Source organism: Aeromonas sp. S11(2024), from assembly GCF_041402345.1.
In the GTDB taxonomy this organism is placed as follows: Bacteria; Pseudomonadota; Gammaproteobacteria; order Enterobacterales; family Aeromonadaceae; genus Aeromonas; species Aeromonas veronii.
On record NZ_JBGLRC010000024.1, the window covers coordinates 24898 to 43015 of the forward strand.

Genomic DNA, 18118 nt, shown 5'->3' on the forward strand with positions numbered 1-18118 from the left:
GCCCCCCCCTCCGATATAATGGCACCGTTACCACCTACCCTAAGGCCTGCTTATGTCTCAAAAAGATCCTTTCCTCGAACGCGAGGCCGAAAAATACGATAACCCCATCGCCAGTCGCGAGTTGATCCTGGAACTCATCAAGGGCCATGAAAAGCCCATGTCCCGTGAAGAGTTGGCCAAGGTCCTCAAGCTGAAAGATGAAGAGCCGTTGGAAGCCTTGCGTCGTCGTCTGCGCGCCATGGAGCGTGATGGACAACTGGTATTCACTCGCAACCAATGTTATGCCCTGCCGGATCGCCTGAATCTGGTCAAAGGTTATGTAATCGGCCACAAGGATGGCTTCGGTTTTCTGCGTCCGGAAGGTGGTGGTCCGGATCTGTATCTGAACAACCGAGAGATGCAACGCCTGATGCATGGCGATTACGTGCTGGTGCAGCCGACCGAGATCGACCGCAAGGGTCGTCAGGAAGCGCGTCTGGTGCGCCTGCTCAAGTCCCGTGAGGCAGACATTGTCGGCCGTTACTTCGTCGAGAATGGCGTTGGTTTCGTGGTGCCGGATGACAGCCGTATCGGCCAGGACATCATCATCCCGGAAGGGGAAAACAAAGGGGCTCGTCAGAGCCAGGTCGTGGTTGTGCGGATCAATCAGCGCGCCACCTCCCGCATCAATGCCGTCGGCACCGTACTGGAAGTGCTTGGCGAGAACATGGCGCCGGGCATGGAGATCGAAATTGCCCTGCGTACCCACGGTATCCCGCACACCTGGCCGGAAGAGGTGACCAAAGAGGTTGCCGGTCTCGGCGAGCAGGTGCCGGAGAAAGCCAAAGAGGGCCGCATCGACCTGCGCGCCCTGCCGTTGGTGACCATCGACGGGGAAGACGCCCGTGACTTCGATGACGCCGTCTTCTGTGAAGCCAAGCGTGGTGGCGGCTGGCGCCTGTGGGTGGCCATTGCTGACGTCTCCGCCTATGTGAAGCCTGGCACGGCGCTGGATGCCGAAGCGTATCAGCGCGGCAACTCCGTCTACTTCCCCGAGTTCGTGGTGCCCATGCTGCCGGAGGTGCTCTCCAACGGCCTGTGTTCCCTGAATCCGCAAGTTGACCGCCTCTGCATGGTGTGCGAGATGACCATCTCCGCCGCTGGCCGCATGTCCGGCTACAAGTTCTACGAAGCGGTAATGAACTCTCACGCCCGTCTGACCTACACCAAGGTTGCGGCGATCCTCGATGGCGATCCCAAGCTGCGCCAGCAGTATGATCCGCTGGTGGGCCATATTGAGGAGCTCAACAACCTCTACAAGGCGCTCAAGCATGCCCGCCACCAGCGTGGTGCGGTGGAGTTCGAGAGCGAAGAGACCCGCTTCATCTTCAACGCCCAGCGCAAGATCGACCGCATCGTGCCGCTGGTGCGCAACGACGCCCACAAGATCATCGAAGAGTGCATGATCCAGGCGAACGTGGCTGCTGCCCGTTACATCGAGAAGAACGAAGCCTTTGCCCTGTTCCGTGTACACGATCGTCCGGGCGAAGAGCGTCTGACCGGTTTCCGCGATTTCCTGGCCGAACTGGGTCTGGAGCTTAAAGGCGGACTCGAGCCCGAGCCGAAAGATTTTGCCGAGCTGGCCGCCAAGTTTGAAGGTCGCCCGGATGCGGAGCTGCTCTCCACCATGCTGCTGCGCTCCATGCGTCAGGCCATCTATCAGGCTGACAACATCGGTCACTTCGGTCTGGCGTTGAAGTCCTACGCGCACTTCACCTCGCCAATCCGTCGCTATCCCGACCTGATCCTGCACCGTGCGATCAAGTATCAGACCGCCAAGGAGCAACAGGGCAACCTGCGCCACAAGTGGACCCCGAGCGGTGGTTATCACTACCAGCTGGAAGAAGTGGACCCGATGGGCGAGCACTGCTCCATGACCGAGCGCCGTGCCGACGATGCGACCCGCGACGTGGCCGACTGGCTCAAGTGCGAGTACATGCTGGATCACGTGGGTGACGAGTTTGACGGCGTTATCGCCAGCGTCACCGGCTTTGGCTTCTTCGTGCGTCTGGCGGAGATCCACATCGACGGTCTGGTGCACGTCAGCACCCTCACCAACGACTACTACCAGTTTGATCCCCTGCACATGCAGCTGATCGGCGAGAACTTCCGCCGTCGCTACCGTCTGGGTGACAAGGTGCGGGTCAAGGTGATGGGCGTGAACCTGGATGATCGCAAGATCGACTTCGTGATGGTCGAAGAGCCGCTCAAGGCCACCGGCAAGAACGCCAAAGAGATGGCGCGCAAGCAGGCCGAGATCAAGAAAGAGAAGGCCAAGAGCGCCCAGCGCCACGAAAAACGTAAAGAGGGCAAGGATCACGGCAAATCCGACAAGGGTGGCCGCGCCAAACCGAGCAACAGACGACCGAGCAAAAAGGCTCGCGATAAGGCCAAGAGCACTAAATGAGTACTGAACTGATCTACGGCATTCACGCTGTCACCGCGCTGCTGGAGCGCACCCCGGAGCGTTTCATCGAGGTATGGGCGCTGAAAGGGCGGGATGACGACCGGCTGCAACCCCTGCTAGCCGAGCTGGAATCCCTCGGCCTCAAGGTGCAGAGCGTGAACCGCAAGACCCTTGATGACAAAGCGGAAGGCAACAATCACCAGGGCATCATGGCCCGGGTGAAAGAGGCGCCGAAGCTGGCCGAGCACGATCTGGCCAGCCTGCTGGACGAGCTGGCGGCACAACAGAGCCAGCCCTTCCTGCTGGTGCTGGATGGCGTGACCGACCCGCACAACCTCGGCGCCTGCCTGCGCAGCGCCGATGCCGCCGGGGCTCATGCGGTCATCGTGCCGCGGGACAAGGCCACCGGCCTGACCCCGATCGTGCGCAAAGTCGCCTGTGGCGCGGCCGAAGTGGTGCCGCTCATTCAGGTCACCAACCTGGCCCGCACCCTGCGGGAATTGCAGGAGCGCGGCGTCTGGATTGTCGGTACCGCTGGCGAGGCCGATCACGACCTCTATCAGGCCAAACTGACCGGCCCGATGGCGCTGGTGATGGGAGCTGAAGGTAAAGGCATGCGCCGTCTGACCCGCGAGCACTGCGACGAGCTGGTGAGCATCCCGATGGCGGGGGCGGTATCCAGCCTCAACGTCTCGGTGGCAACCGGCGTCTGCCTGTTTGAAGCCGTGCGCCAGCGCCGTGCTTGATCATGCTGATTGACAGACCCCCCTTCGATTGGGCGCAGGTCGCAGATAAAGAGGAGGCCGCGCGCCTCCTCTCTTTTGCCCGCCCGCTGACCCTCAGCCCGAAAAGCTGCCTCTGGCACGCCGGCGACAGCCCGGATCTGCTGGTCAGGGTGGAGCAGGGGCTGCTGCGGGCCAAGCTGGTGCTGGAGGATGGCCGCGAGTACATCAAGGAGTTCTACTGGGAGGGGGACGAGTTTCTCGACTTCCACCACCAGCTCAGTGGCGAGCCGGCCCGCTACAGCGTGGAGGCGCTGGAGCCCTGCCGTCTGCAGCTGTTCCAGTTGGCCGACTTGCGCCAGTTGCCCGGCTGGCCGCGCTGGTACCAGCACCTGCTTGAGGTGCAGCTGCGCATCAAGGAGGAGAAGGAGCAGTTGCTGCTGACCGGCAGCCCGCAGGCGCGCTATCAGTACTTTCTGGATAGCTTTCCTGCACTCGATGCCAGAGTGCCCGACCACCAGATCGCCGCCTATCTCGGTATCACTCCCATCAGTCTGAGCCGCATTCGCAAACGGCTGAAAGAACTTAACAAAGGTTAATGCAGGGCACTGGCGCCGCGATTATGCTGGCAGGCCGAACTGATAAGGAGTTGCCGATGAACTGGATCCTGAAACCCTGGTCTGAACTGACCACTGACGAGTTGTATGAGTTGCTGGCGCTGCGGGCCGAGGTGTTCGTGGTGGAGCAGACCTGCCCCTTTCAGGATCTGGACGGGCTCGATCGCCGCGAAGGGGTCTTGCACCTGCTCGGATATCAGGGCGATCTGCTGGCCGCCTATGCGCGGATCATGGCGCCCGGCATCGGCGATGAGAGCGGTGCCGCCATCGGTCGGGTGGTGACCTCACCCAAGGCGCGCGGCGGCGGTCTCGGTCACCAGCTGATCAGCGAGGCGATCAAGGCGTGCGAGGCACACTGGCCGACCCACAGCATCTGGCTTGGTGCTCAGGCCCATCTGCAGGGCTTCTATGGCCAGCACGGTTTTGTGGCGGAAGGGGAAGGCTATCTCGAAGACGATATCCCCCATATGGGGATGCGCAGAGTGGTGGCATAACCACTCGTCAGAGTGATTCAGAATGCAGAAGGGCCATCCCGTTGGATGGCCCTTCTCTTTATCGCCAGGCGATCACTTCTTCTTTTTCTTCTTGGCGGACTTCTTCTTGTCGACCGGCTTTTTCTTCTTCACCGGTACCCGCGCTTCCTTGTGTTTCGGGCGCAGCTCGTCGATCACCCGGCGCTTGAGGCGCTCTTCGGTGTAGCGTTCGATCTTGGCGACCATCGCCATGTCGTGGGCTTCTACCAGGCTGATGGCGCAGCCACGGTTGCCGGCGCGGCCGGTACGACCGATCCGGTGGACGTAAACGTCGGCGCCGTAGGGCATGTCGTAGTTGATGACATGGCTGACGTTCGGCAGGTCGATGCCGCGGGCGGCGACGTCGGTGGCGATCAGGAAGGGCACTTCCCCTTCGTGGAACTTGCGGATCGACTCGATACGCTTGCTCTGCTCCATCTCGCCACGGATCCAGGAGCAGGAGATGCCTGCCGCCTGTAGCTGGCCGGAGAGCTCCGCCAGACGCTCGCGGGTCTTGACGAAGATGATGGCTTTCTGGGTTTCCGAATCTTTCAGGATATGGGTCAGCAGCGCCAGCTTGTGGGCGGCGTCATCGGCCAGATGGATCCACTGGGTAATGGGGCGACGTTCGCTGCGGGGCGGTTCGGCGTGCAGCTCCACCGGATCCTTGAGGATCTCGTTGGCGAACTTCTCAAGGCCGGCACCTTCCAGGGTGGCGGAGAAGAGCATGGTGTGCTTGCGGTAGCGCGCCTCTTCCACGATGCGGTTCACATCCTTGATAAAGCCCATGTCCAGCATGCGGTCCGCTTCATCCAGCACCAGCACTTCGATGTCGTGGCTCTCGAACTCCTCTTTCTCGATGTACTCGAGCAGACGGCCCGGGGTGGCGACCACGATGTCGGTGGTTTTGGTCAGGGCTGGCAGCTGCTCTTCATGGCTGACGCCGCCGATGATGGTCTCGATGCTGAGGTTGGTGTGAGCCGCCAGCGCCTTGGCGTGGGCGGTCACCTGCAGGGCCAGTTCGCGGGTCGGGGTCAGGATCAGCATGCGGCAGGGGCCCGGCTTGCGGCGCGGGAAGTCCAGCAGGTGCTGGAGTGCCGGCAGCAGGAAAGAGGCTGTCTTGCCGGTACCGGTCGGTGCGGATGCCAGAATATCGCGGCCGTCCAGGGCTGGCTCCAGCACCATCTGCTGGATGGTGGTGGGGCGGGTGAATCCCATCTCGGCCAAGGCCCGGTTGAGGGCTGGGTGCAGGTCGAAATCATCAAAGGACTGGCTCATGGCAATACTCGGTCATTAAGGAAACGGCAGATTATAGGCGATTATCTCGTCGGCTCCTATTGGTGAGTGTGTCTTAGCCGCTATAATCGCCCACCATTTTTGCAGATGACGGGGGCCAGATGGGACGTAGTCGCGGATTTACCTTCAAACAGTTCCATATCAATCACGATCGCTGCGCCATGAAGGTGGGCACCGATGGCATTTTGCTCGGTGCCTGGGCGCCGGTCGAACAGGCGCGTCGAGTGCTCGATATCGGCACCGGCAGCGGCCTGATCGCCCTGATGCTGGCCCAGCGCAGCAGATCTGACTGCCGTCTTGATGCGGTTGAGCTGGATATTAATGCGGCCAGTCAGGCGCGGGAGAATGCGGCTGCTTCTCCCTGGGCCGATCGGGTGACCGTCATAGAGAGTGCCATTCAGGATTATCAGGCCGCCCCTTACGATCTTGTCGTCTCCAACCCTCCCTATTTCGTGGCAGGCCAGTCATTTAGCGATCCGGCGCGGGCGTTGGCCCGCCATACCGGCGCCCTCGACAGCCACGCATTACTGGCGGCCTGCAATCGTTTGCTGAGCCCGAAGGGGCAGGTAGCGCTGGTGCTGCCAACGGCGATGGCCGATGAAATTTTATGCATTTCGGCGAATTATGATCTGCATGGCATTTGTTATACAGCTGTTATCACCAGAGAGGGTAAAGAGGCAAATCGTGTTTTATTGCTACTTGGCAGAGGATTAAACAGGTGTGAGAGGGGTGAAATTGTGATCCATTCTGCTGATGGGGCCTATTCCGACAGATATATCCAACTGACCAACCCCTTCTATTTGAAGATGTAAATTTCGTCTTGAACTATTTTTTCACGCCATTATGCTGGTTCCAGATCGAGCGCCCGCTCCAGACCAGCTAAAACCACTGGTTGCGATGAAAAAACATGCGGGGCTCTTTTTTTATACCCCCTGAACACACCCGGTCAGCGACCGATAAAAACTATAACAAGCAATAATTTACAAGACAGACGAGGTTGAACTTGACGAAATCACTCACATTGTCCGATGTACTCGGATTAGGGTTTATGACCTTCGCCTTCTACCTGGGCGCCGGTAACATCATTTTCCCGCCGTTGGCCGGTTACATGGCTGGTGAGCACCTCTCCCTGGCGATGTTTGGCTTCCTGGTCACTGCCGTGGGCCTGCCTCTGGTGACCATTCTTGCCGTGGCGAAAGCCGGTAACGGTTGGGCTGGCATGACCAAGCTGCTGCCTGCCGGTGTCGCGACTGCGCTGGCCGTTGCCATCTATATCATCATCGGCCCGGCCTTTGCCGCGCCCCGTACCGGTCTGGTGGCCTATGAAATGGGCCTCAAGCCGTTTATCGGTGACATGGGGCAAGCGGGTCTGGCGGCCTATACCGTGATCTTCTTTGGTGTGGCCATTCTGGTCTCCATGAACCAGGGCAAGCTGATGGACGCCATCGGCAAATACCTGACTCCGGTACTGATGCTGCTGCTGCTGACTCTGGCGATCGGGGTATTTGTAGCGCCGCAAGGCTCCATGCCTGATGCGTCCGGTGACTACCAGAACAGCCCCTTCGTCAAAGGGATCCTGGAAGGCTACAACACCATGGACACCCTGGCGTCCCTGATGTTTGGCGCCCTGATCGTCGACCTGCTGCGCCAGAAAGGCATCAACGATTACAAGAGCCAGTTCAAGTATCTGGCCATTGCCGGCCTAATCTCTGCCGTTGGTCTGAGCGTGGTGTACGTCTCCCTGTTCCAGCTGGGTAACACGGCAGCCGGTGTGGCGACGGATGTCAGCAATGGTGGCGCCATCGTCAACGCCTACGTACTGAGCCTGTTTGGTCAGCCGGGTCAGTTCATTCTGGCGGCCATCATCACTCTGGCGTGTTTTACCACTGCAGTCGGTCTGATCTCCGCCTGTTCCGATTTCTTCCACAATCTGACCGGCATGGCTTACAAGAAGCTGGTGGTGTTGCTGGGCGTTATCTGTGCCGTGGTGGCCAACGTGGGCCTGAGCCAGCTGATCAGCCTCTCCATTCCGGTGCTGGTTGCCATCTATCCGGTTGCCGTGGCGCTGGTACTGGTCACCTTCCTGAAGGGTTACTTCGGCCGTCCCCGTCTGGTGTTCCGTGGCGTGTTGATGGTGGCCTTCCTGTTCGGTTGCCTGGATGGTCTGGGTGCTGCCGGTATGAAGATGGATGCGTTTGCCTTCCTGCCGCTGTTCGACAAGGGCCTCGCCTGGCTGATGCCGACCCTGCTGGCCTGCGTAGTTGGCGTGATGGTGCGTCCGACCGAGATGGCTGCCGAAGCTGCCTGATCACACCCGATGTGATATTGCCAAGAGCCTGCCCCGTGCAGGCTCTTTTGTTTTCTGTGAGCCTAGCTTCTCGCCTCGCTTTGCACTGCCGTAATTGTCACTGTACACAGATAGCATCTGAGCAGCCGTATTTTGCCGCTATAACCCGTTCCCCTCTTCTTGCCTCTCATACGCCACGTGTGACACCTCTTTATGGAGCGCCGAGTTGTTCGGCGATTAATTCCACAGCGGTAAATTGTTTCAAGATATTAATTGGTGATTGAGATCGAACTCCTCTTCTTTATGCTAAAGGTGGTGCGCCTCATCCGGTCCGCGGGCTGTGTGGGGGCGAGAGGTATTGTTACCGGTTATCTGCCAGGCAGTGGGTGCAATCAATAACAAGCTGATAAGGCAGATGAGGTTGAGTTTGACGAAATCATTGAAGTTGTCCGACGTATTCGGATTGGGGTTTATGACGTTTGCCTTCTATCTGGGGGCTGGCAATATCATTTTTCCGCCGCTGGCCGGTTTTATGGCCGGTGAGCATCTGCTGGCCGCCATGTGCGGCTTTTTGCTGACGGCGGTGGGTTTGCCGCTGATCACCCTGATTGCGGTGGCCAAGGGGAGCTCGGGGGGCGGCGCGAGTGGCTGGACCGGAATGACCCGCTATCTGCCCGCCGGGGCGGCGACGGCGCTGGCCATCGCCATCTATATCATCATGGGGCCAGCCTTTGCCATTCCCCGCACCGGTCTGGTCGCCTACGAGATGGGACTCAAGCCCTGGCTTGGCGATGCCGGTCATGCGGGACTGCTGATCTACACCCTGAGTTTCTTTGCGCTGGTGATCCTGGTGGCGCTTGATCGCGGCAAGCTGCTCGATGCGGTCGGCAAGTATCTGACCCCAGCCCTGATGGCGATGCTGCTTATTCTGGCGGTCGGGGTCTTTATGACGCCGCAGGGCACCATGCCTGATGCCAGCGGTGAGTACATAGATGCAGCCCTGACCAAGGGGATGCTGGAGGGGTACAACACCATGGATACCCTAGCCTCCCTGATGTTTGGCGCCCTGATCATCGGGTTACTGCGTCAGAAGGGGATCGAGGATTATCGCAGCCAGTTCAAATATCTGACCATTGCGGGCTTGATCTCGGCGGTCGGGTTGTCGGCGGTGTATGTCTCGCTCTTTCAGCTGGGCAACAGTGCCGGTGGGGTGGCGAGCGATATCAGCAATGGTGGGGCCATCGTCAATGCTTACGTCCTGAGTCTGCTTGGTCAACCGGGTCAGTTTATTCTGTCTGCCATCATCACCTTGGCCTGTTTTACCAGTGCGGTCGGCCTGCTCTGTGCCGGTGCCGACTACTTCCATGGCCTGACAGGTTGGGCCTATCGCAACTGGGTCATGCTGCTGGGGGCGCTCTGTGCAGTGGTGGCCAATGTGGGGCTGAGCGAGCTGATCGGCCTCTCGATTCCGGTGCTGGTGGCCATCTATCCGGTTGCCATCGCGCTGGTGCTGGTGACCTTCCTCAAGGGATGGTTTGCCCAGCCACGGCTGGCGTTTCGCGGCGTGCTGACGGTCGCCTTTCTGTTTGGTTGCCTCGATGGGCTGGGGGCTGCCGGGATGTCGATGGACGGCTTTGCCTTCCTGCCGCTGTTCGACAAGGGACTTGCCTGGCTGCTGCCGACTCTGTTGGCCTGCATCGTCGGCATCTTGATGCGACCAAGCGGTAAGCTGGCGGCCGAAGCGGCTTGATTCAGAAACAACGAGATAGCAAAGAGGCCAGCATCTGCTGGCCTCTTCTGTTTCTGCTGTAGCAGTTACAGGATCAGATTTGCGGGCCTTTTGGCTTGGGTTTTCCCTCCAGACCATACCAGTGGGTTTCTACCCGTCCGGCATGCCACTCGAAGGTGCCCCAAGGCTGCTTGGCTTCCCAGCGCGGGAAGTTGATAAGCACCCGGTTATCTTCGTACTTGTAGAGGGAGGTGCTGATCTGAATGTCCGACAGGATCAACAGCAGGGCCCAGCAGATGAAAATCCATTTCAATGCTTTCCACATAGGGTTACTCGAAGCAGATTTCGATAGTGGCGCGACCGAAATCCGATTCGAACGGCATCATGATCTTGGTGCCATCGGCACGGTGGGTAATGGTGTGGTTGGGGCCGGAGACGATGATGGGGGTCGCCATGTCAAACTCGTAGCCCTTCTCACCCAGCATCCGCTTGGCACCGCCGGTCACCATGTTGGTGATTTCACCGACCATGTCGGTCACCTCTTCGTTGATGTTGGCGGGCGCTTCCCCCAGCATGCGGCGCATGATCTCCAGCGCCAGCCCCTTCTCGAAGCTGATGGAGAGGGAACCACGGGTCTGCGGGCCGACCATGCCGATCAGGCCGGAGACGTCGCCGCGCGCCAGCTCATCCATCTTGCGTTTCGGTTTGCCCGGTTTGAGTTCCAGCTGTGCCATGGTCGAGAGCACATTGAGCAGGGATAGCAGAAACGGATTTACAAAATCAGCCTTCATGATGACTTCCTACAGTGGGCGTACAACGGGCACATTGGCCATGTGCCTCTATCGTCTTATTGGTAATAGTAAAACCATGCAAGTGGGCCTGCTCGGAAAACGCGCTATCGATCGCCGTATCGTGAAGCTCGACCACATCCCCGCACTCGTCGCAGATCAGCAACTGCATCGGGTGAGCGTGATCGAAGTGGCAGCAGAAGATAAACGCGTTGAGAGATTCCACCTTGTGAGCAAAGCCCTGTTCGAGCAAAAAATCGAGTGCCCGATAGACGGTTGGCGGCTTGGCATTGGCTTCGGTTTGTTGCAGCTGGGCCAACAAATCATAGGCGCTGATGGCGTTGCCGTGTGCCGCCAGCAGGCGAAATACCTGACGTCGGGTCGGGGTGAAGCGGATCCCTCGCTGTATACAGAGTCGCTCGGCTCGTTGTAAAAGTTGGTCTTGATTCATGATCGCGCAGATACCCTTTCTATTAGCCGGATACTATCACAGGGCCTCGCATGGCGCGGCGACAAAATTCATTTTCTGGGGCTGCTTCACGTTGTGATAAAATCCGCCCCTTTCTTTAGCCAACCCGGATGATTTTTATGCAGGCGCAGCGTTTTTCCATCGCCCCCATGCTGGACTGGACTGATCGGCATTGCCGTTACTTTCATCGACTGATGAGCCGCCAGACCTTGCTTTATACCGAAATGGTGACCACCGGTGCCATCATCCACGGCAAGGGGGATTATCTGGGTTACAGCGAGCAGGAGCACCCCATCTCCCTGCAGCTGGGTGGCAGCAATCCGGCCGATCTGGCGCGCTGTGCCAAGCTGGCCGAGGAGCGCGGCTATGACGAGGTGAACATCAACGTCGGCTGCCCCTCCGATCGGGTGCAAAACGGTCGCTTTGGTGCCTGCCTGATGGGGGAACCGGCGCTGGTGGCGGACTGCGTCAAGGCGATGCGCGATGTGGTCGATATTCCGGTGACGGTGAAGACCCGTATCGGTATCGACGATCAGGACTCTTACGAGTTTTTGCAGGCCTTTATCGAACAGGTGCGCGATGCCGGTTGCGACACCTTCATCGTCCATGCCCGCAAGGCGTGGCTGAGCGGCTTGAGTCCCAAGGAGAACCGCGAGATCCCGCCCCTCGATTATCCCCGCGTCTATCGGGTCAAGCAGGATTACCCGGAGCTCACCATAGCTCTCAACGGCGGTGTCACCTCCATGGAGCAGACCCTCGAGCATCTACAACATGTTGATGGCGTCATGATGGGGCGTGAAGCCTATCAGAACCCCTACATTCTGGCGCAGGTGGACAACCTGGTGTTCGGCCAGAACAACGCTGTGCCGAGCCGCCACGAGGTGGTGCGGATGATGCTGCCCTATATCGAGCAGGAGCTGGCCAAGGGCAACTACCTCTCCCACATGACCCGCCACATGCTGGGGCTGTTCCAGAACATGCAGGGGGCCCGCGCCTGGCGCCGTCACCTGAGCGAGAATGCCTGCAAACCGGGAGCGGATATTCAGGTGGTGCTGGATGCCATGGCCAAGGTGCCGGAGTTTGCCGCCAGCGAGCAGGGCGAATAACTCTCCTGTCAGGCAAAGCGAAAAAAGCGCGTCAGTTGACGCGCTTTTTTGATCGCTGTCGCTTCAATATCTGAACTGGTTGATCAGCCGCGAGAGATCCTGCAGCCGCTCTACCAGCAGGGTGATGCCATCTAGCGCCTGCCTGCTGTTGTCGGCGGTGTGGCTGGCCAGCTGGTGGATCTGGTGCACCCCTTCATCGAGGGTCGCCGTGACGTCGGCCTGCTGACTCACCGCCTGGGCGATCTCGTCGCTGGTGCGGGTTACCTGCCCCAGCATCCGGTTGATCTGGGTGAGCACGTCGGCGGTGGTGCCTGCGTGCTGCTGGCAGCGCACCGAAGTCTGTGCCCCTTGCGTCATCCCGTCCGACAGCTGTCGTGTAGTCTGTTGCAGCGCCTGGATCATCTCGTGGATCTCGCTGGTCGAGGCTCGGGTCTTCTGGGCCAGCGCCCTCACTTCATCCGCCACCACGGCAAAACCGCGCCCCTGTTCGCCCGCCCGGGCGGCCTCGATGGCCGCATTGAGAGCGAGCAGGTTAGTCTGGTCGGCGATTTGACTGATCACCTCCAGAATGCCGCTGATCTTCTGGCTGTCGCTGGTGAGCTGGGCCAGCACGGCGTGGTTGGCATCCAGCTCCTGATGGAGTTGGTTGACGGCAGAACGGGTGGTCGCCAATGCTTGCAGCCCCTCGTCGGATACCTGCTGTACCTCTATGACCAGATTGCTCGCCTCATGGGCACTGTGGGCCACATCGCGAATGGAGTGGCTCAACTCGGTGATGGCGGTCGCCAGCTGCTCGCTGTGGGCGCGCTGCTGCTGCAGATGAGTATCAATGGTCTGGATATTGCCCCGGTCATCTTCGGCTGCCTGCAGGATCTGCTGGTTGGTGTCGGCGCTGCGCCCGACCACGGCCTTGAGCTCGGCCTGTTTCATCCGCAGGGCCAGTTCGACGGCCGCCAGAGTGTCGCGCCGTCGGGTGTAGAGCACCTGACAGAGGCGGGTTCCCTTGTCTTGATCGGCAAGGGTGAGCAAATGAGCCAGCCGTTGCTGCAATCGCCAGCCGTGGGTTGCCTGTGCCAACAGCAACAAGGCGGTGGGCAGCAGCCATAACAGGTTGCCGGTAGCAAAGGTAGCAAGGGTGGTGAACAAGGCAGAAACGGAGAGCCAGAGGGTCAGCTGACCCGGTTCAAAGTGAAAGCGGCTCAGTCAGGGAAGCGCCTTGCCGCTGCGCAACAGGCCATAGAGCTGCTCGGCCCAGGCCACATTGCTGGCGGCGGGTTTGGTGCGCACCGACTGGAACTCGACGATCTCCTTCTGCGCATTGAGGATCGGGGTGACGTAAGCGTTTACCCAATAGAACTGACCGCTTTTGGCGCGGTTCTTGACCAGCCCCATCCAGCTTTTGCCCTGTCGCAGCCGCTGCCACATGTCGGCGAAGGCCGCTTTGGGCATGTCGGGGTGTCGCACCAGATTGTGGGGTACTCCTTCCATTTCGGTCGCTCCATATCCGGCCACATCACAGAAGTGCTGGTTGGCATAGGTAATATGGCTGGCGGGATCCGTGGTCGAGATGAGTGCGATGTTGTCGGGGAAGTGTATCTCCCCCTCCTGATGGAGTCTGGGCATGTGTCGTTCCTGAAAAAGCCAACCAACTGATAACTATGTTTTTTATTGTCGTTCTCAGTTAATCATTCTAAGGCTCTTCAGTGACCCGAACTTGGCTTGGGTCAATTAATCAACACAATCAATTGATGAAGTGAGGGTCAGCTGGCCGGTGTGAAATCGTGAACTTCGCCGCTTCTCGGTTTAAAGCGCGGATCGCTATCTTTGTAGCTGCGCACCAGCTCCATTGTCTTGCAAAAGCTGGTCTGCTTGTCGTACTCCTGACGAGCCAACTCGATGGCCCGCTCGGCCCGGCGCCGCTCCATCTTGTCAGACTTGCGATCGCTGAATTGTTGCTGCTGGTGCAGCATCCAGCCGACAAACTCTTGCTGGCATTGGGATTCGCTGTTGGCCTGTGCGGGCAGGGTCCACAACAACGAGAGCAGTATCAAATAACGCATGTCTGACTGGGTATTGAAGATTAATTGAACAGAAGGGGCGGCATTTTAGGCTGGAAATCGTGGTGTGAACAGTATCAATAGCGAGGCCCAGCGGGGCCTCGCATCGTTGTGGCCGGTCTCAGTGTTTGACGAGGTACAGCTGGCGGCTGTAGGCCACATCTTCCGGGTTGTTGATGGGGTAGCCCTTGAGCCATGGCTTGATGAGGCGGGCATTGGTGTACTGGTAGATGGGGGCGATGGGGGCTTGATCCAGCAGGATCGCCTCCGCCTCGCCAAACAGCTTGCTGCGGCTGGCGGCATCCTGAGTGCTGGCCGCCTCTGCCAGTAGTTGGTCATAACGGGCATTGGCAAAGCCAGCCATATTGCCGCTGTGACGAGAGCCCCACAGGCCAAGGAACGCTGACGGGTCGTTGTAATCGGCGACCCAGGAGGAGCGAATCACCTCGAACTGACCGCTCTGGCGACTGTCGAGATAGGTTTTCCACTCCTGGTTGGTCAGCTCGACCTCGGCGCCCAGCTTCTGCTTCCACATGCTGGCAATCGCCAGTGCCATCTTCTTGTGAATTTCCGCGGTGTTGTAGAGCAGGGTCAGCTTGAGCGGCTTGTCCGGGCCGTAACCGGCCTCCTTGAGCAGGGCCTTGGCCTTGCTGTCCAGCTCCGGTTGGCTGCTGGTGGAGAGCAGGTTGGCGACCGGGGTAAAGCTGGCGGTCACATCCGGAGTGAAGTGATAAGCCGGTTTCTCGCCGGTACCGAGCACCTTGTCGGCGATCAGGGCGCGGTCGATGGTGTAGGAGAGCGCCTTGCGCACCCGCACATCGTTCAGTGGTGCCTGACGGGTATTGAAAGCGTAGTAGTAGGTACCGAGCTGATCCGGGGTGTAGACCTCATTCGGGATCTGCTGCTTCAGCTTGTCGTACTGCTCCTTGGGGAAGGATTCGGTGATATGCAGATCGCCCGCCAGATAGCGGTTGGTCGCCGCGCTCTCCTGATTGATCGGCATGAAGATCACCTTGGTCAATACGGTATGGGCCCGATCCCAGTAATATGGGTTGGGGGTCAGCTCCAGCTTCTCGTTGACCACCCGGTTGTTCAGCACAAAGGCACCGTTGCCCACCAGTTTGCCGGGTTGGGTCCACTGGTTGCCGTACAGCTCGATGCTGGCCTGATGGAGCGGCGACAGGCTGGGGTGGCTCAGCAGGTTCAGGAAGTAGGGCACCGGTTGGGAGAGGGTCACCTGCAGGGTGCGGTCATCGAGGGCCTTGACCCCCAGCTCGCTGGCAGGCAATTTGCCAGCGACTATTTCGTCCACCTTGTCGAAACGGGCCAGCTGGGCGAACCAGGCGAAGGTGGCCGCCTCTTTCGGGTCGACCAGCTTGCGCCAGCCGTAGACGAAGTCGCCAGCCTTGACCGGATCGCCGTTGGACCAGCGCGCATCCGGGCGCAGATGGAAGGTAAAGAACTGGTTGCCCTTGTTCTCCCAGCTGGCCGCCACCCCGGCAACCGGTTTGCCATCCGGCCCCTGGGTCAGCAGCCCCTCGAACAGGTCCCGCAGTACCTGCAACTCCGGCAGGCCGACCAGCTTGAGCGGGCTCAGGCTCGCAGGTTCATCCTTGAGGTGGCGAACGACAATCTGCTCGGCGGCGAGTTGTGTTCCGGCGGGAATATCGGCAGCCTGGACAGCAGCACAGCCCAGCAGGGCCAGCAAGGGGGTCCATCCTTTCATGGGTCGGATCCTTCAAATAGTGTGAAGCGGGGAGAAAACTCGGCGAGAAAATATCGCCGACAGATGGGAAATCATGATATCCCGTTTGCTGGTCTGACCGCCAGCATTCGACTCTCACTCCCAATCGGGGTAGAAGAGCGTTCCCGGCGTCTGTGCAGTTCAATGTGGTGAGGAGTGTCAAACGATGAAAGCATGGTTATTGCTGGCCAGTGTGTTGAGCCAGGGTGCCTGGGCGTTGGCCCCGTGCCAGAGCGACACGGCGGTGGGCAACTGGTGCGAGATCGGCATCGATGCCTTGCACCCGACTCAGGGGGGCGTCGGCCAGATCCAGGTCGATGAGACCCAGGCCACATTGGCTGGCATGAGCGCAAAGCAGCTCGACAAGTTGATGAAAAAGAAAGAGATCCCCGTGGTGATTGCGCCGGATGGCAGCTACTGGCTGGTGGACCGCCACCATCTCACCAAGGCGTTGTGGCAGCAGGGCGTCAAGGATGCGCGGGTCAAGGTGATTGGCCGTCTGCAGGACAAAGCCAACTTCTGGAGCCAGATGCAGAACAACCATTGGGCCTGGCTCAAGGATGAGAAGGGGCAACCACTGACCCCGGAGCAGTTGCCGACCAGTATCGACAAGCTGCCTGATTACCCCTATCGCACCCTCGCCGGACTGCTGCAGAATGCGGGCTACTTTCGCAAGGACAAACAGGTCTATTTCGTCGAGTTTGCCTGGGCCAGCTGGCTCGGCAAGCAGATGCAGTGGATGCCGGTGGACAGCGCCAATCTGGCGGCTCGCCTGCAACAGGCCAAACGGCTCGCCTGCGGCAGCGATGCCAAGGAGCTACCCGGTTATCCCGGCAAGCAGTGCAGCCTCAACCAGTCCAAAAGCGCGCAATGAGTGGATGTGCGATGACGGCATCCAGAGCATGCCGGAGATAAAAAGAGGGCGACCCTAGGGTCGCCCTTATGCTGTCAGCTACTGGTTAGCGGTGGTCACTCATGGCGCTCCGCCCAGCGGGCAGCCGCCTGCTCAAGCAGGGCGACTTCGCCTTGCTGGATCAGCGGTAGCAGATCGTTGACCTGTTGATCCGGCCAATCCCACCAGGCGAGGGCCTGTAGCCGGGCAATCTCCTCCTCGCCAAAGCGCATCCGCACCACCTTGGCCGGGGTGCCAGCCACCATGGCATAGGGCGGCACATCCTGATTGACCAGCGAACGGGCGGCGATGATGGCGCCGTCGCCGATGGTGACGCCGGGCATGATCATCGCCTCCATGCCGATCCAGACATCGTTGCCGATGCGGGTATCGCCAGCGGGGCGGTAGCTGCGCTTGAGCGCCGCCAGATCGGCGAACGGATAGGTGCTGATGAAGGCAGTGTTGTGGGTGTGGTTGCCCCCCATGATGATCTTCACTCCGGCGGCAATCTGCACATAGTCGCCGATATGAAGCCGGTCGATATGCCAGAGCGGCTCCCAGCCGGTCTCCGGGCTGCGGCTGAAGGGATCGCCATGGAGGTAGCGCACTGCCACCTCTTCGAAGGGACCATCCCAGGCACCCGAGTAGTAGCTGTGCTGTCCCTTGAGGCAGATATTGGGGTTGGTCACCGTCAGGTGCAGGTATTCGACCTGCGACCAGTGTTGGCAGGTGCTCATATTGGTACTCCTTTGCTGAATGGATCGGATGGGTTGCGTTCGCTTGAACGCAGCTAATAGATCCAGACCAGCATGCGGGGCACGCAGAGCAGGGAGCAGCCCAGCATCTGCGGGAGGCGAGGTCGCATTGTGGTGTGCTCCAAAGAAGGGGGGAAGAGCACGATCATAAGGTCGGGCGCCGGGTTTGCCAAGGTTGCGCAGAGATCCTGCACTAACCCTCTGGTTGATATTTATTCTCAATTAGCCATGATAACACTCCCACCATGACGGACTCGGGAGAGCGAGATGACACCGCAAAGTTGGCAACGATACATGCTGGAGGCGGAGCGTGCCTGGCAGGCCGGTTCGCTGGGGGCGGCGATCTGCTTTTATCAGCAGGCGCTGGGGGATGTTTACGAGATGACCCAGGTCGAGTTGACCGAACTGGCCACCATGCGGGTCGCCACCTGTCACCGGCTGGCCGACTTCTGGCGGGCGATGGATGAGCCGACTTACGAGCTGCGCTACCTGAAACTCGCCTCCGAGCTGGTCACGGCGCTGGTGCCACAATGCCCCAACCGGGAGTGCGAGGCGCTGATCAGCGAGTTGGGTTGCTGTCGTGGTGCCCTGCTCGCCTTTCTCAAGCGCCACCCCAATCCGGAAATTGCCCGGCTGATCCAGTTGCAGGACAAGGTACAGGGCTGCGAGCTGATCGGCCGTTTTCGACTCAACTGAAC

Annotated in this window: 17 protein-coding genes and 1 pseudogene; 10 read left to right on the forward strand and 8 right to left on the reverse strand. The window is 59.7% G+C overall.

What is annotated here, in order from left to right; all coding sequences use genetic code 11:
- Positions 1-52 precede the first annotated feature (52 nt).
- The 4 genes from rnr to ACB040_RS16575 are packed head-to-tail and all read left to right on the forward strand — an operon-like array spanning position 53 to position 4279.
- Positions 53-2446 carry a ribonuclease R gene (gene rnr / locus ACB040_RS16560; RefSeq protein ID WP_005354835.1) on the forward strand — a complete coding sequence of 798 codons (2394 nt, stop codon included), beginning with the start codon at positions 53-55 and terminating at the stop codon, positions 2444-2446.
- The gene (gene rlmB / locus ACB040_RS16565) at positions 2443-3192 is read left to right on the forward strand and encodes a 23S rRNA (guanosine(2251)-2'-O)-methyltransferase RlmB (RefSeq protein WP_139741691.1); all 750 of its coding nucleotides are present in this window, start codon (positions 2443-2445) and stop codon (positions 3190-3192) included. Before rnr ends, rlmB begins: the two co-directional genes overlap by 4 nt.
- A 2-nt stretch (positions 3193-3194) precedes the next feature.
- Entirely contained in the window at positions 3195-3767 is a 573-nt protein-coding gene (locus tag ACB040_RS16570; RefSeq protein ID WP_371155643.1) for a Crp/Fnr family transcriptional regulator, read from the forward strand.
- Positions 3768-3823: 56 nt separating this feature from the next.
- On the forward strand, positions 3824-4279 hold the full coding sequence (locus ACB040_RS16575) for a GNAT family N-acetyltransferase (RefSeq protein WP_338773678.1): 456 nt from the start codon (positions 3824-3826) through the stop codon (positions 4277-4279).
- Between the two features lie 72 nt (positions 4280-4351).
- On the opposite strand, the gene srmB is transcribed toward ACB040_RS16575, so the two are convergent.
- On the reverse strand, positions 4352-5575 hold the full coding sequence (gene srmB / locus ACB040_RS16580; RefSeq protein ID WP_338773680.1) for an ATP-dependent RNA helicase SrmB: 1224 nt from the start codon (positions 5573-5575) through the stop codon (positions 4352-4354).
- Between the two features lie 119 nt (positions 5576-5694).
- Here srmB and ACB040_RS16585 point away from each other — a divergent pair, with 119 nt between their 5' ends.
- The 3 genes from ACB040_RS16585 (at position 5695) to brnQ (ACB040_RS16595) (ending at position 9630) form a co-directional block, all read left to right on the forward strand.
- Positions 5695-6405, forward strand: a complete 711-nt coding sequence (locus ACB040_RS16585) for a tRNA1(Val) (adenine(37)-N6)-methyltransferase (RefSeq protein ID WP_338773682.1) — start codon at positions 5695-5697, stop codon at positions 6403-6405.
- A 191-nt stretch (positions 6406-6596) separates the two neighbouring features.
- Positions 6597-7901 carry a branched-chain amino acid transport system II carrier protein gene (gene brnQ, locus ACB040_RS16590; protein WP_005335813.1) on the forward strand — a complete coding sequence of 435 codons (1305 nt, stop codon included), beginning with the start codon at positions 6597-6599 and terminating at the stop codon, positions 7899-7901.
- Positions 7902-8352: 451 nt separating this feature from the next.
- The gene (gene brnQ / locus ACB040_RS16595; protein WP_338774958.1) at positions 8353-9630 is read left to right on the forward strand and encodes a branched-chain amino acid transport system II carrier protein; all 1278 of its coding nucleotides are present in this window, start codon (positions 8353-8355) and stop codon (positions 9628-9630) included.
- Between the two features lie 73 nt (positions 9631-9703).
- Here brnQ (ACB040_RS16595) and ACB040_RS16600 read toward each other — a convergent pair whose 3' ends face one another.
- The 3 genes from ACB040_RS16600 to zur are packed head-to-tail and all read right to left on the reverse strand — an operon-like array spanning position 9704 to position 10848.
- Positions 9704-9934, reverse strand: coding sequence for a hypothetical protein (locus ACB040_RS16600; protein ID WP_005335809.1), 231 nt, complete (start codon positions 9932-9934; stop codon positions 9704-9706).
- 4 nt (positions 9935-9938) lie between these two features.
- Positions 9939-10400 carry a chemotaxis protein CheX gene (locus ACB040_RS16605; protein ID WP_005335807.1) on the reverse strand — a complete coding sequence of 154 codons (462 nt, stop codon included), beginning with the start codon at positions 10398-10400 and terminating at the stop codon, positions 9939-9941.
- Positions 10390-10848: a zinc uptake transcriptional repressor Zur gene (gene zur, locus ACB040_RS16610; protein ID WP_005335805.1), complete on the reverse strand. Its 459-nt coding sequence runs from the start codon at positions 10846-10848 to the stop codon at positions 10390-10392. Before zur ends, ACB040_RS16605 begins: the two co-directional genes overlap by 11 nt.
- Positions 10849-10985: 137 nt before the next feature.
- Between zur and dusA the strand changes: the two genes are divergently transcribed.
- Positions 10986-11972, forward strand: a complete 987-nt coding sequence (gene dusA / locus ACB040_RS16615) for a tRNA dihydrouridine(20/20a) synthase DusA (RefSeq protein WP_019445726.1) — start codon at positions 10986-10988, stop codon at positions 11970-11972.
- 63 nt (positions 11973-12035) lie between these two features.
- Here dusA and ACB040_RS16620 read toward each other — a convergent pair.
- From ACB040_RS16620 to ACB040_RS16630, 3 genes and pseudogenes are all read right to left on the reverse strand, one after another.
- Positions 12036-13595 (reverse strand): annotated as a pseudogene (locus ACB040_RS16620) (methyl-accepting chemotaxis protein).
- Positions 13596-13732: 137 nt separating this feature from the next.
- Entirely contained in the window at positions 13733-14032 is a 300-nt protein-coding gene (locus tag ACB040_RS16625) for a hypothetical protein (protein ID WP_005335795.1), read from the reverse strand.
- 118 nt (positions 14033-14150) lie between these two features.
- Complete coding sequence (locus tag ACB040_RS16630; RefSeq protein WP_371155638.1) at positions 14151-15755, reverse strand: ABC transporter substrate-binding protein; 1605 nt, start codon at positions 15753-15755, stop codon at positions 14151-14153.
- Positions 15756-15939: 184 nt separating this feature from the next.
- On the opposite strand from ACB040_RS16630, the gene ACB040_RS16635 reads away from it, so the two are divergent.
- Positions 15940-16647, forward strand: coding sequence for a ParB-like protein (locus tag ACB040_RS16635; RefSeq protein ID WP_331377750.1), 708 nt, complete (start codon positions 15940-15942; stop codon positions 16645-16647).
- A gap of 95 nt (positions 16648-16742) precedes the next feature.
- On the opposite strand, the gene ACB040_RS16640 is transcribed toward ACB040_RS16635, so the two are convergent.
- Positions 16743-17402 carry a CatB-related O-acetyltransferase gene (locus tag ACB040_RS16640; protein WP_371155636.1) on the reverse strand — a complete coding sequence of 220 codons (660 nt, stop codon included), beginning with the start codon at positions 17400-17402 and terminating at the stop codon, positions 16743-16745.
- Between the two features lie 285 nt (positions 17403-17687).
- Here ACB040_RS16640 and ACB040_RS16645 point away from each other — a divergent pair, with 285 nt between their 5' ends.
- Positions 17688-18116, forward strand: a complete 429-nt coding sequence (locus tag ACB040_RS16645; RefSeq protein ID WP_005335785.1) for a DUF2753 family protein — start codon at positions 17688-17690, stop codon at positions 18114-18116.
- The last annotated feature ends 2 nt before the right edge of the window (positions 18117-18118 follow it).

Bases quoted from the DNA above. Each gene is read 5' to 3' on its own strand.
- ACB040_RS16640 (WP_371155636.1), bottom strand. From the start codon at position 17,402: ATGAGCACCTGCCAACACTGGTCGCAGGTCGAATACCTGCACCTGACG.
- ACB040_RS16600 (WP_005335809.1), bottom strand. From the start codon at position 9,934: ATGTGGAAAGCATTGAAATGGATTTTCATCTGCTGGGCCCTGCTGTTG.
- ACB040_RS16635 (WP_331377750.1), top strand. From the start codon at position 15,940: ATGAAAGCATGGTTATTGCTGGCCAGTGTGTTGAGCCAGGGTGCCTGG.
- ACB040_RS16585 (WP_338773682.1), top strand. From the start codon at position 5,695: ATGGGACGTAGTCGCGGATTTACCTTCAAACAGTTCCATATCAATCAC.
- ACB040_RS16630 (WP_371155638.1), bottom strand. From the start codon at position 15,755: ATGAAAGGATGGACCCCCTTGCTGGCCCTGCTGGGCTGTGCTGCTGTC.
- ACB040_RS16605 (WP_005335807.1), bottom strand. From the start codon at position 10,400: ATGAAGGCTGATTTTGTAAATCCGTTTCTGCTATCCCTGCTCAATGTG.
- rlmB (WP_139741691.1), top strand. From the start codon at position 2,443: ATGAGTACTGAACTGATCTACGGCATTCACGCTGTCACCGCGCTGCTG.
- ACB040_RS16570 (WP_371155643.1), top strand. From the start codon at position 3,195: ATGCTGATTGACAGACCCCCCTTCGATTGGGCGCAGGTCGCAGATAAA.
- rnr (WP_005354835.1), top strand. From the start codon at position 53: ATGTCTCAAAAAGATCCTTTCCTCGAACGCGAGGCCGAAAAATACGAT.
- ACB040_RS16575 (WP_338773678.1), top strand. From the start codon at position 3,824: ATGAACTGGATCCTGAAACCCTGGTCTGAACTGACCACTGACGAGTTG.
- ACB040_RS16645 (WP_005335785.1), top strand. From the start codon at position 17,688: ATGACACCGCAAAGTTGGCAACGATACATGCTGGAGGCGGAGCGTGCC.
- zur (WP_005335805.1), bottom strand. From the start codon at position 10,848: ATGAATCAAGACCAACTTTTACAACGAGCCGAGCGACTCTGTATACAG.
- ACB040_RS16625 (WP_005335795.1), bottom strand. From the start codon at position 14,032: ATGCGTTATTTGATACTGCTCTCGTTGTTGTGGACCCTGCCCGCACAG.
- srmB (WP_338773680.1), bottom strand. From the start codon at position 5,575: ATGAGCCAGTCCTTTGATGATTTCGACCTGCACCCAGCCCTCAACCGG.
- dusA (WP_019445726.1), top strand. From the start codon at position 10,986: ATGCAGGCGCAGCGTTTTTCCATCGCCCCCATGCTGGACTGGACTGAT.
- brnQ (WP_338774958.1), top strand. From the start codon at position 8,353: ATGACGTTTGCCTTCTATCTGGGGGCTGGCAATATCATTTTTCCGCCG.